This window comes from Rhizobium sp. CFBP 8752 (genome assembly GCF_014842035.1).
In the GTDB taxonomy this organism is placed as follows: domain Bacteria; phylum Pseudomonadota; class Alphaproteobacteria; order Rhizobiales; family Rhizobiaceae; genus Neorhizobium; species Neorhizobium soli.
On record NZ_JACYUZ010000002.1, the window covers coordinates 111,789 to 124,121 of the forward strand.

9 protein-coding genes are annotated in these 12,333 nt (G+C 59.9%); all 9 read right to left on the reverse strand.

What is annotated here, in order from left to right:
* Window positions 1-121: 121 nt before the first annotated feature.
* Window positions 122-1,237: a TRAP transporter substrate-binding protein gene (locus tag IFT59_RS13755; protein WP_062578270.1), complete on the reverse strand. Its 1,116-nt coding sequence runs from the start codon at window positions 1,235-1,237 to the stop codon at window positions 122-124.
* A gap of 62 nt (window positions 1,238-1,299) precedes the next feature.
* The gene (locus tag IFT59_RS13760) at window positions 1,300-2,868 is read right to left on the reverse strand and encodes a TRAP transporter large permease (protein ID WP_062459274.1); all 1,569 of its coding nucleotides are present in this window, start codon (window positions 2,866-2,868) and stop codon (window positions 1,300-1,302) included.
* Window positions 2,869-2,889: 21 nt separating this feature from the next.
* Window positions 2,890-3,438 (reverse strand): TRAP transporter small permease subunit, encoded by a 549-nt coding sequence (locus IFT59_RS13765; RefSeq protein WP_062459277.1) that lies wholly within the window; start codon window positions 3,436-3,438, stop codon window positions 2,890-2,892.
* A gap of 388 nt (window positions 3,439-3,826) precedes the next feature.
* The gene (locus tag IFT59_RS13770; RefSeq protein ID WP_192087236.1) at window positions 3,827-4,930 is read right to left on the reverse strand and encodes a branched-chain amino acid ABC transporter substrate-binding protein; all 1,104 of its coding nucleotides are present in this window, start codon (window positions 4,928-4,930) and stop codon (window positions 3,827-3,829) included.
* A 412-nt stretch (window positions 4,931-5,342) separates the two neighbouring features.
* Window positions 5,343-6,944, reverse strand: a complete 1,602-nt coding sequence (locus tag IFT59_RS13775) for an ABC transporter ATP-binding protein (protein WP_192087237.1) — start codon at window positions 6,942-6,944, stop codon at window positions 5,343-5,345.
* A gap of 1 nt (window position 6,945) precedes the next feature.
* Entirely contained in the window at window positions 6,946-8,079 is a 1,134-nt protein-coding gene (locus IFT59_RS13780; protein WP_062459285.1) for an ABC transporter permease, read from the reverse strand.
* Complete coding sequence (oppB, locus tag IFT59_RS13785) at window positions 8,072-8,995, reverse strand: oligopeptide ABC transporter permease OppB (protein ID WP_062459288.1); 924 nt, start codon at window positions 8,993-8,995, stop codon at window positions 8,072-8,074. Before oppB ends, IFT59_RS13780 begins: the two co-directional genes overlap by 8 nt.
* Window positions 8,996-9,052: 57 nt before the next feature.
* Window positions 9,053-10,636, reverse strand: a complete 1,584-nt coding sequence (locus IFT59_RS13790) for a peptide ABC transporter substrate-binding protein (protein ID WP_244508866.1) — start codon at window positions 10,634-10,636, stop codon at window positions 9,053-9,055.
* Window positions 10,637-11,189: 553 nt separating this feature from the next.
* Window positions 11,190-12,191, reverse strand: coding sequence for a ribosome small subunit-dependent GTPase A (gene rsgA, locus IFT59_RS13795; protein ID WP_092663297.1), 1,002 nt, complete (start codon window positions 12,189-12,191; stop codon window positions 11,190-11,192).
* Window positions 12,192-12,333 lie beyond the last annotated feature (142 nt).

Below are 12,333 nucleotides of genomic sequence, written 5' to 3' on the forward strand. Positions count from 1 at the left end.
CGGCCGCGGCTTTTGCGATGTGACGGTAGGACCACCTGGACATCCCAACGATAGACCTGTCTCTTCGGTGCCAATTGATCGTGAGTCCGGAGGCCGGCCTTAAAGCCGACCTCCGGTTTTGTTACTTGCCCGAGGCCTGGGCGGAGTACATGTAGCTATCATAGCTGTATTCGGCGACGCGGAACCACTCGAAGGACTCGTCCCTGAACTTCTTCCAGCCCGGATAGATCTTTGCCCATGCCGGGTGCTTGGCGCTATATTCCGCGTAGAGTTCGAACGTCGTCTTGTAGGCGGCATCCATGACATCGCGTGGCAGCGGTCGCAGTTTGACGCCCTTGCCGACAAGCGAGCGGATCGCTGCAGTGTTCTTCACATCGTAGAGTGCCTGCATGTTGATGTTCGCCGCCTTGCAGGCGGCATCGAGTGCGGCCTTGTAGGCGGGAGGCAGACCCTCATACTGTGCCTTGTTGATGAAGAAGTGGATCGTCAGACCGCCTTCCCAATAGGCCGGGTAGTAGTAGTTCGGCGCAATCTGGTAGAAGCCGAGGCGTTCGTCGTCATAGGGACCGATCCACTCGGCCGCGTCGATTGTTCCGCGCTCGAGAGCCGGATAGATATCGCCCCCCGGTAGCTGCTGCGGCACCACGCCGAGCCGAGACATCACTTCGCCGGCGACACCGGCGATGCGCATCTTGACGCCCTTGAGGTCGGCGACGCCCTTGATCTCCTTGCGGAACCATCCACCCATCTGGGCACCGGTGGCCCCGCCGGGGATGCCAACCACGCCATAGGCAGAGAGAAACTCGTTATAAGCCTCATTGCCGCCGCCGTGGTAAAGCCAGGCGTTCTGCTGACGACCATTGAGACCGAAGGGGATGGTCGAGCCGATCGCAAATGTCGGATCCTTGCCGGTGAAATAGTATCCGCAGGTATGAGCGATCTCGACGGTGTTCGCCTTCACCGCATCGATCGCCTGCGGTCCGGGTACGAGTTCGCCGGCCTGAAACACCTGAATTTGGAATTTCCCGTCGGTGATCTTCGACAGTGTCTCCGCCATGACGGTTGCGCCGCCGTAAATCGTGTCGAGGTTGTTCGGGAAGCCCGATGTCAGGCGCCATTTGATGCTCGGCAGTTCTTGGGCAACCGCCGGTGCGGCGAGTGCGGTCGCGGCGACTGTTGCCGCCCCTCCGACTGCGCCTTTCGTCAGGAAATTGCGTCTGTTGATGGTTTCCGTCATTGCGTTTCCTCCTCCTCAGGTTCGGCAGTATCGAACGCACGCTGTGCGATCAAAGCGTGTGTCTAGTTTTTCGGTGCGCCGAAGCTTGGCGTCGGGGAACCGAAATCTGGTGCAGGGATATCGACGGCCGGGGCGGCGGGATCGCCGGAAGACTGCTCCGGTGCGCCGAAAGGCTGGGTCGGTGTTCCAAACGGGTTAGCGCCATCGGCACCCGGCATCGGTACGTTGAGCTCAATCGTCGATGGATCGACGACGGCAGATCCTGATTTGTAGTGGGTCACGAGACCCGGAAAGACGATGACGACGACGACCATGACGAGCTGGATCGCCAGGTAGGGCAGGGAGCCCATGTAGATCTGGCCGGATGTGACCGGCTGGATTGTCGCACCGGTGATGCGATCCTTGTAGGCCCGTGTCGGAGCGACGGAGCGCAGGTAAAACAGCGAGAACCCGAACGGCGGATGCATGAACGAGGTCTGCATGTTGATCGCCAGCATCACGCCGAACCAGATCAGGTCGATGCCGAGCGCATCGGCAACCGGTGCCAGCAGCGGGATGATGATGAAGGCCAGCTCGAAATAATCGAGAAAGAAGGCCAGGAAGAATACGAGCAGATTGGCAACGATCAGGAAGCCGATCTCGCCGCCCGGGATCGACGTCATCAGGTGCTCTACCCAGACGTGACCGTCGACACCGTAGAAGGTCAGCGAAAACACGCGCGCGCCGAGCAAGATGAAGATCACGAAGGAGGACAGTTTCGCCGTCGCGTAAAGGGCCGACTTGACCATCGCCAGCGTAAGCTTGCGATTGAAGGCTGCAAGAAGCAGAGCACCGACTGCGCCCATCGCGCCGCCTTCGGTCGGCGTCGCAAGGCCGATAAAGATTGTGCCGAGAACGAGGAAGATCAGCACGAGCGGCGGCACGAGCGAGGTGATGACCTTGGCCACAAGCTTCCAGCCACGAAGCGATCGCGCCTCGATGGGAAGAGCCGGCACGCTTGCCGGACGCAGAAAGGACATCAGGATGATGTAGCCGGTATAGGCAGCAACCAGCATGAGACCGGGCACGAGTGCGCCCTTGTACATGTCGCCGACCGACCGGCCGAGCTGGTCGGCCAGAATGATCAGCACGAGGCTCGGCGGAATAATCTGGGCAAGCGTTCCCGACGCTGCGATCGTGCCGGCCGCGACCCGTCGGTCGTAACCATATCGCAGCATGATCGGCAGGGAGATCAGGCCCATCGAGATGACGGAGGCCGCAACGACGCCTGTGGTGGCTGCAAGGATGGCGCCCACGAAGATGACCGCGAAGGCGAGCCCGCCGCGGATCGGGCCGAACAGCTGGCCGATCGTATCGAGCAGATCCTCGGCCATTCCGCTTCGCTCGAGAATCAGCCCCATGAAGGTGAAGAACGGAATGGCGAGCAGTGTCTCGTTCGACATCTGCCCGAAGATGCGGTCAGGGATCGCTCCGAACAGGTTGATGGGCAAAAGGCCCATTTCGATGCCGATGAAACCGAAGACAAAGCCGACAAAGGCGAGTGCGAAGGCAACCGGATAACCAAGCAGCAACACGACGATCAGTGATAGAAACATGATCGGCGCGAGATTTTCCGCAAAGAATGCAAACATATGAGCGTATCCTGCTACGAATTAGAGCGCTTGCGCTTCGGCGTCGGCGAGAGCGACGGCGTCGGGCATCGCACCGCTGAGGATCGCTAGCCGTTTGATGAGTTCCGACAGTCCCTGGAGTGCCAGCAGGCCGAAACCAATCGGGATCATGGCCCAGACTGGCCACAGCACCAGCCCACCGGTATTGTTGGAGACCTCTCCGCTCACATATTTGGCGATGACGATCGGCCAGGACAGGTAGATGGTGACGAGGCAGAACGGCATCAGGAAGAAGATTGTCCCGAACACCTCGATCCAAAGCTGCGCCCGTCTGGGGAGCTGGCCATAGACCAGATCGACCTTGACGTGCTCGCTGCTCAGCAATGTCCAGGCCGCCGCCAACAGGAAGGCTGCGGAGAAAAGGTACCATTGCGCCTCGAGCCAGGCATTTGAGCTCAGATTGAAGACTTTTCGGGTCACTGCGTTGATGGCGCTGATCAGCACTGCCGCCAACAAAAGCCATGAAACGGCTTTACCGAAAAGCGTGTTCATCGCGTCGATAGCGCGCGACACGGCGAGTAGACCAGACATTTCAAACCCTCCCAGGCAAGCTGCCCGAAGGCAGCTGTCCCATGCACTACTATCGCCGCAAATCACACGCGACAAGAGCATTATGACAAGAGGCCAATCTCGCGGTCTGGGAAAAGGCTTCGATACACGTTGCTATGGGCTGGAACAGACAGTGACGCAGGGAGCGCAAACGTCCCCGCTGATTCTCGATTTCGACGCTTATTCTTTTCGCATGCAGGGTGAACGCGTGACGCGCATGACGAGCGATTTTTGTCGTCAAATCAGTGACTTTGAGAAAAGAGACCTGGTTGCATCCGCCGTCGCTTCGGGCGACAATCGACGGATAGTGCACCGACGGCAAGCAAACGGGCGCCTAGGGCGCCCGTCGCAATACAGATCCGGAGCGGCCTTATTCGGCCACAACCGTCTTTCCGCCTTCCCACTTGTAGACGGAAAAGCTCTGCGAGCTCAGATCGCCGGTTTCACCGTAGGTCAGTTCGCCAATGGCAGTCTTGATACCGGTGCCATCCTTGAGCGCGGCAGCAACTGCCTCAGCGTCGTCGGTGCTGCCAGCCTTGGCGATGCCGGCGGCGATGACCTCGACGGCTGCATAGGCGTTGAGGGTAAACGCTTCGGCGGGGATCTTTTTTGCAATGAGCGCATCGGCCGCGGCCTTGCTGTCGGCATTCTTCAGCGCGTCGGCAGCGTTGGTGAAGATCGTGCCGTTGGCTGCGTCGCCGCCGGTGGTGATGAACTCGCTGTTGGAAAGGCCGTCACCCGCGATCAGCTGCACATTCATGCCGGCATCCTTCATCTGGCGCACCAGAAGGCCTGCTTCTGGGTGATAGCCGCCGAAATAGAGGACTTCGGTGCCTTCCGACTTCAGGCGTGTCACCAGCGCGCTAAAATCCTTGTCGCCCGCCGTCAGCGCGTCGTTGAAGACTTCCGTGATGCCGGCCGCATTCAGCGATGCCTTGAAGGCATCGGCGAGACCCTTGCCATACTGCCCCTTGTCGTTGAGGATGGCGATCTTCTTTTCCTTGAATTTCTCGACCACGAATTTTGCTGCAACGTCCGCCTGCTGGTCGTCCCGGCCGCAGGTGCGAAACACGGTGGAAAGGCCACGCGCGGTCAGTTCCGGCGAAGTGGCTGTCGGGGTAACCATCAGTGCACCGTTTTCGGCAAACGCGACCGAGGCGGGGATAGAGACGCCCGATGTGACAGGGCCGACCACGAAACGGATATCGTCGGCAATCAGCTGATTGGCGGCAGATACGCCCTGCTTGGGTTCGCCGGCATCGTCGACAATTTTGAGCACGAGCTTCTCGCCGTTGACGCCGCCCTTCTTGTTGATTTCCTCGACCGCGGTTTCCGCGCCGTTCTTGATCTGCGCGCCGATCGCAGCAACCGGGCCGGTCAGCGGCGCGATGAGGCCGACCGTGATGTCGGCGTAGGCAAGCGGGGCGAATGCGAGTGTGGCAGCGAGTGCCGCAGTGATTGTCTTCAATGTCATGTCAGTCTCCTGGGATGCGGACCTCCCGACCCGCGTGCTAATCGTGCGCCGAACCCGCTCAAACCGTCGGCAATGCCATGACTGGTGGAAGAGGGAGGGCGCGTCCGTCCGCGCGTGGCCATATTGAGCTTCTCCGCGCATCCGACAATTTTCCTAGAAATATTGGGACGGTGACGCAAGAAGATAACTGGAAGCCATGACCTCTTGATTGAATAATTCACGCCTTCTTGTGGCGACGTGATGGGCGGCTGCAGCCGTGCCCTTTCATGCCGGCAACTCACACGACGGAACCAACCCATGATTCAGGCAGCCGTCCATGGCGCCCGCCGGCGATCAGGCGGATACGTGTCTTTCTCCACATGCGCCGCGGTTCGAAGACGACGACGGTGGGCATATTGCTGATAGTGGCGACTCAGATGCTGAAAGCGGCTCCGATCAGCGCCCTTGTGTAATCGGCCTTCGGGGCGTCAAAGATCGCGTCCGTATCGCCTTCCTCAACAATCTTTCCGTTGTTCATGACGATCACATGATCCGCGATGGCCCTGACCACGGCAAGGTCGTGGCTGATGAAGACGTAGGAAAGGTTGTGGTCGGACTGCAGCTTGCGCAAGAGGTCGATCACCTGTCCCTGCACGGACCGGTCGAGTGCCGAGGTCGGTTCGTCGAGGATAACCACACGCGGCTTGAGGATCATCGCGCGGGCAATCGCGATGCGCTGGCGCTGACCGCCGGAAAATTCGTGCGGGTAGCGATTGCGCGCCTGGTGATCGAGCCCGACTTCGGTCAGGGCGGCGATCGCGCGCCGGTCTCGATCCGCCTTGTTCAGCGAAGGCTCGTGGACGAGCAGACCTTCGGTGATGATCTCGCCGACTGTCTGACGCGGCGAGAGAGACCCAAAGGGATCCTGGAAGACGAGCTGCATCTCCTTGCGCAGGGACCGCATCTGCCGACGGTCGAAGCCGGAGATGTCGGTCTTGTCGAAGCGGTAATGACCATCGCTGTGGAGAAGCCGGAGCAGCGCGCGCCCAAGCGTCGATTTCCCCGAGCCGGACTCACCAACGATACCGATCGTCTGGCCCTGCCTGAGCTTGACGGTGACGCCGTCGACGGCCCGGAAACTCTTTGGACCCTTCGAAAAAAGTCCGCGGCCGATCGGAAAATCGACCGTGACATCGCGTCCCTCCAGAATGATCGGTGCGTTTTCCGCTGGCGGTTGCTTGCGACCCTGAGGTTCGGCATCGATCAGCATGCGGGTATAGGCGGAAGTCGGAGCCTCGAAGATCTGTGATGTGGCTCCCTGTTCCACCACTTCGCCGCGCCGCATGACGACGACACGTTCGGCAAAATGCCGGACAATGCCGAGATCGTGGGTGATCAGCACAATCGCCATGCCGAAACGCTCCTGGAGCGAGCGCAGCAGTTTCAATATCTGCGCCTGGACCGTCACATCAAGCGCCGTCGTCGGCTCGTCGGCGATCAGGACGTCGGGTTCGTTGGCAAGCGCCATGGCGATCATGACGCGCTGCCGCTGGCCGCCGGACAGTTCATGCGGGTAACTGTCAATGCGGCGGGCGGGATCGGGAATGCCGACCAGTTCCAAGAGTTCCAGCACGCGGCTGCGGGCCGCTTTCCGGCTGCCGCCGCGGTGGTAGACGATCGGTTCGGCGATCTGGCGGCCGATCGTGTAAAGCGGATCGAGCGAGGTCATCGGCTCCTGAAAGATCATCGTGATCTTGGCACCGCGGATCTTGTTGAGCTCGTTATTTCGCAGTCCGACCAGTTCCTTGCCCCGATAGGCGGCGGAGCCAGTGACGGTGCCGTTTCCAGCGAGCAGGCCCATAATGCCCATCATCGTCTGGCTCTTGCCGGAGCCGCTTTCGCCGACGACGGCGAGCGTCTCGCCGGCACGGACATCGAAGCCGATGCCCTTGACCGCATTGACCGTGCCATCCGGCGTCGTAAAATTCACTTTCAGGTCGCGGATCGAGAGAATGGTGTCTTTTTGATCGGTCATGTCAACGATCCTTCGGGTCGAGCGCGTCGCGCAGGCCGTCGCCGATAAAGTTCAACGAAAACAGCGTTGCCACGAAGAAGATGGAGGGAAAGATCAGGAGCCAGGGTGCCGACTGGATATTGTTGGCGCCTTCCGAAATCAGAGCCCCCCAGCTGGTCAGTGGCGCCTGAACCCCGAGCCCGAGGAAAGACAGAAAGCTTTCCAGGAGGATTACCTTCGGAACCACGACGGTGACGAAGACGATCACCGGTCCGATCGTGTTCGGGATGATATGCCGGCGGATAATTTGCCAGTCGCTCAGGCCGAGCGCTTGGGCAGCGCCCACGAATTCCCGGCGCTTCAGCGCCAGCGTCTGGCCTCGCACGATGCGCGCCATGTCGAGCCATTCCACAGCGCCGATCACCAGGAAGATCAGGATGAAGGAACGACCGAAGAAGACGACCAGGACGACGACAAGAAAGACGAATGGCAGAGAATAGAGGATCTCGACGAAGCGCATCATGACATTGTCGACACGGCCGCCAAGATAACCCGCGGTCGCGCCGTAGAGCACGCCGATGCCAAGCGAGACGAGGCTGGCCAGCACGCCGACGGCAATCGAGATCTGGCCGCCGAGCATGACACGGGCAAGCAGGTCGCGGCCGTTCGGATCCGTGCCGAACAGGAAGTATTCCCGGCTGACATTCCCTTCGACTTTGAGAACGCGCCCGTCTTTTTCGGTCGCCACTACCTTGGTGTCGTCGAACTCGTTGGCACGGTCGAAATAACGCGTCGTGCGTGGATCGATCGGATCCTCGGCGCTGATGGTCGCGGAAAAGATCTGGCCCGTCACCTCGAACGCGTCGAGGTTGACGCGGGCGCGCGTCGCGACGCCTTGCATGGCGCCCTCCAGCGACGCCTCGTCTGGCCGCGGCTCGAGACTTGGCGCCACCGTCACATAGGAAGAAAAGACCTGGTCATAGCTATGCGGCACAAAAAGTGGGCCGAGATAGGAAAAGAGCGCGATCAGAACGAGCATCACGCAGCCGCCCATCGCCGCCTTGTTGCGACGGAAGCGGATGGCGGCAAGCTGGAAAAGACTGCGGCTTGTGCTCTGGGGCGGGGTGGAAGCCGGATCGGTGGCGATATCAGTCATGACGGACCCTCGGATCGAGCAGGCCGTAGAGAAGGTCGACCAGGAGATTGAAGACGATAACAAAGATGGCGATCAGAACGACGGTGCCCATGACCAGCGTATAGTCACGATTCAGCGCGCCGAGCACGAAATAACGGCCGACGCCCGGAATGGTGAAGATGGTCTCGACGACGGCCGAGCCGGTCATCAATGCGGCGGCACAGGGTGCGAGATAGGAGACGACCGGCAGCATGGCGCCGCGCATGGCATGCGTGATGACGACGATCCTTGCCGGAAGGCCATAAGCGCGCGCGGTGCGGATATGGTCGGCATGCAGCGCCTCGATCATCGATCCGCGCGTCAGCCTGGCGAAAACGGCAAGCTGCGGCAGCGCCAGTGCGATCATCGGCAGGAGCAGGAACGAGAACGAACCATCTCCCCAGCCACCGGCCGGCAACAGCGCAAGAAGAATTGCGAAAATCAGCGTCAAAACCGGGCCGACGACGAAATTCGGGATCGTCGTACCCATCGTCGCGAGCGTCATGATGGAAAAATCGAGCACGCTGTTCTGGCGCAGGGCCGCGATCGTGCCGAGCGTCACGCCGCCAATCAGGGCAAGAAGCAGAGCGTAGAAACCGAGTTCAATGGAGTAGGGAAGGCCTTTTCCGATCAGTTCCGCGACGGTGTTGTCCTTGTAGATATAGCTTGGACCGAAATCACCCTGCACGGCATTGCCGATATAGGTGAGATATTGACGCCATAACGGCTGGTCTAGCTGGTAGGTCCGCATGATGTTTTCCATCGTTGCGGGTGGCAGCGGACGTTCCAGGTTAAAGGGACCGCCCGGAGCAAAACGCATCAGGAAGAAGGAGATCGTCACGACGATGAAAAGCGTCGGGACGGCGCTCGCAAGGCGGCGCAGGATAAAAGACAGCATGCAGTAGTCTCCTGCGGGATGGCGTCCGAAACGCTGTCGGACGCCATCCCGTGTCGATTATTCGGAAACGCTCAGGAAGCGGCTCAGGTGTTCATTGGCAGCATTGTCCTGCCAGCCCTTGATGCGGTCCGAAACAAGCCACAGATCGGCCTGGGTCAGGAAGGGAGCAATCGGCTGGTCGCGCATCAGGATTGTTTCCGCCTCATGCATGATCTTCGATCGCGCAGCCGGATCCGTTTCCGCATACGACTTCTTCATCAGATCGTCGAATTCCTTGCTCTCGTAATGCCCGTAATTGAAGGTCTTGTTGGTCGAGAGGTTCAAGGCGAGGAAGTTTTCCGGATCGGCATAATCGGCAACCCAGCCGGCACGTGCCACGTTGAACTTGCCGCCTTCCTGGAGATAGGCGTAGTGCGAGGAGACATCGAGATTGCTCATCGTCACCTTGGCACCGAACGTGTTTTTCCACATGTCGGCAACGGCGGTGGCGACACGTTCGTGGTTCGGGTTGGTGTTGTAGCGGACCTCGATATTGAGCGGCTTGCCGCCTTCACCGTAACCGGCTTCCTTCATCAGTTCGATCGCCTTGTCTTCGCGGTCGAGCTGGGAAAGTTCTGCGAAATCGGCCTTGGCGGGTTCGCCATAGTTCGCCATGCCCGGCGGCACCAGCGAATAGGCGGGAAGCTGCGACCCGCTATAGATCTTCTTGGCCAGGAAATCGCGGTCGACGGCCATGGACAGGGCCTGGCGGACACGAACGTCGTTGAAGGGAGCCTCGCGGCCATCGAAGACGTAATAATAGGTTGCAAGCGTCGGCGACACGTGCACCTGGTCCTTGTAGGCCGAGCGCAGCCGCTCGATCTGGTCGGCGGAGAAGTTATAGACGAGATCCATTTCCTTCGCCTCGAAGCGGCGGACGGATGCGGCCTGGTCGTCGATCGGGTAGAAGATCACCTTGTCGAGCTTGACGTTGGCGGCATCCCAGAAATTGGGGTTCTTTTGGACAACGAGGCTGTCGTTCGGCACGTGGCTGACGAGCTGGAAGGCCCCGTTCGACACCATCGTGCCTGGCTTGACGAAATCGGCGCCGTTCTTCTCAAGGCTTGCCTTGGAGACAGGCAGGGCAGTCTGGTGAGCAAGAAGTTCAAGGAAGAAGGGGGTCGGGCGCTCGAGGGTGATCTCGAACGTCTTGTCATCGACGGCCTTGATGCCGAGTTCCTTCGGATCGGCCTTGCCGGTGTTGACCATTTCCGCGTTCTTGATCGGGTAGAGGATGTTCGCATATTTCGCGGCGGTCTTCGGATCTTCCACGCGCTTGAACGAGAATTCGAAATCCTGCGCCGTGACGGGCGAGCCATCGGACCACTTGGCATTCTCGCGCAGCTTAAACGTGTATGTCAGTCCGTCGTCGGAGACTTTCCACGACTCCGCTGCACCCGGTACAATCTTGCCCGCCGCGTCGTAGATCGTCAGACCTTCATAAAGATCCTTCAGGATGAAGGCTTCGATATTGATCGAGGTCTGGGCCTGATCGAGCGTTTGCGGTTCGCCGGAATTGCCACGATGAAGCACCGTTTCAGCAAATGCCGGTGCCCCGGCCAGCAGAGTTGATCCGAGCAAAGCGACCGCAGCCGCACGCATGAGACGAGATGACATACCGTTATCCTCCTGGTTTTCCGTCCGATTGGGCGAGTGAATGCCAGAAATATCGGAACTGCAAGGCTTTTTTGCTCTCGACTCAAATGCGGAGTGTATATCCGCGCGCCTCGACTAACCTCATAATTGTAGGGTCCTGCAGGGGCGATAGCCCGGGTATCCTGACCTTGCATCCGCGCCAGACCGTGAGTCGAGAAAGCCGCGACATTTTACGTTCAGGTAAACCGAGCAGCGAATACCATGGTGTCGCGATCATGGTGCCTGGAGTAATTTTATTGCAGGAGCACAAATGAAAGCGGTTTCCACCGATCCATCTCGATACAATCAGGGAGGGCATGGTTGGGCATCATCGGACTGAAATATGCGCCTCTCGCGATATGACGATCCGGCACCCCATCAGCGGCTCTCAAACATCGGGGACGGTGTAGCGTCGGCTATCACGGGCAACGAGCCGATGGGGCAAAGCGTCACGAATCTGCACGCTCCGCGGCTCATCCCTTCAACAAAGCGCTTTGGCCAAGCATGCGGCAGGTCGCGCCTAGTGGCGCTTTCTTCTGGAGATCTTGTTGCCGTGTGGACCGCTGACGACCGGCGTCCTGTCCCGATTTTCGGTGACCAGGGTTCGCCACCGGTCGAGACGATCGCCTGCAAGTTCGCCGCTTGCGACTGCAGCCTGAACGGCACATCCGGGTTCGTGGACATGGCTGCAATCGCGAAACCGGCACTGCGATGCCAGTTCGGCGATATCGGAAAAGAAGACATCGATACCGTCGGCAACATCACTTACATACAGCGTCCGGATCCCGGGTGTATCGATCACCCATCCGCCACCCGGTAGCGCGTGCAGCGATCGTGCCGTCGTGGTGTGTCTGCCCTGCGAGTCGTATTCCCGGATCGTGCCGGTCTTCTGTGTGTCCGACTGAGACCCGACGAGCGAGTTGACCAGGGTTGATTTCCCAACGCCCGACGATCCCACGAGCGCGCAGGTCTGTCCCTCGCCGCACCACGGCGCCAGGAGTTCGCGTGCCTCTACCGAGCGTCCGTTCAGGAGGATAACGGGCAGGCCAGGCTGCAGTCCCTGCGCCTGGACCCGGAAGACGTCAGCGTCTTCGGTCGTGTCCGCCTTTGTCAGGACGATCACCGGGTTGCTCCCGGCTTGTTCGGCCAGGATCAGATACCGTTCCAACCTTGAAAGGTTGAATTCGGCGTTGCAGGACGTCACGATGAACAGGGTATCGACGTTGGCAGCAACCAGTTGCGGGATCGTGTCGTTCCCCGCACGTCGTTGAAAGAGAGTTTTCCGTTCAAGACGGCGAACCAGCATGCCGCTGATCGGGTCGGCGAGGATCCAATCGCCGACCGCGAAATCGGCTGTGTTGGCGTTGGCTGGGAGCTCGAGGGCGGCCGGACCACCGGCATCAATAGCCTCCACGCGCGACCGGTGGACGGAGGCAATGCGCCGCGGCGCGAGTTCGTCTTCATCGGATGTGAGCTGATCCGAAAAGAAGTCCGACCAACCAAGTCGTTTAAGCGCTGTCATGTGAAGGGGGTCGATCAAAGGAAGGTCGCAATCTTTGGAGCTGTTAGGGTTGGACGGGGCCTGTTGGCTTCGGTTTCCCTTGGCTGCGCGAGAAGTTTGGCCGAAAAGAGTCTATGAGCGTCGGTGCGTCGCGGACGGAGGC